Here is a 480-nt window from a genome sequence, read left to right on the forward strand (position 1 = left end):
GGGAGAGGGAAGAAATCGAAGCGATCATTGAAATTGCCTCATCCATCATTGAAGGGGAAAGGTCCGCGAATGGGGATGCGGCATTCAGAACGGAGAAACGCTCGATCGAGCAGGGACTGCAAAGCATTTTGGAGGGGAGGGTATCTTTTTCATTCGATTCCTTCACGACCTTCCGATTGAAGTCATTCCAGCACACGTTGGAGAAGTATGTAGTCAAGGCGATTGATGAATATAAATTGGAACAGGACTATCAAAATTTCATCGCTACGCTCCGTGATTGCCTTTTTGGCCAAGAGCCGAAATTAACAAAGCTTCACCTCGTCAACCGTGATGGTTTTCATTTCTATGATCAAGGATTTACCAAGCTCGACCGCCCGAGAATCAATAGTTTGATCGATAGGAGGCTGCTTGCCAAAAGTTCACTTTTTCTCGACACGGTGATACTGGCCCCGCTATTATCGATCGCACCCGTTAACTTAT

1 protein-coding gene is annotated in these 480 nt (G+C 46.2%); it reads left to right on the forward strand.

The features are described 5' to 3' along the window. The coding region (gene ytxC / locus CVN76_RS01915; protein WP_269800002.1) for a sporulation protein YtxC at positions 1-480 on the forward strand (480 nt) is incomplete at both ends.

The sequence above is a fragment of the Bacillus sp. mrc49 genome, from assembly GCF_002803435.1.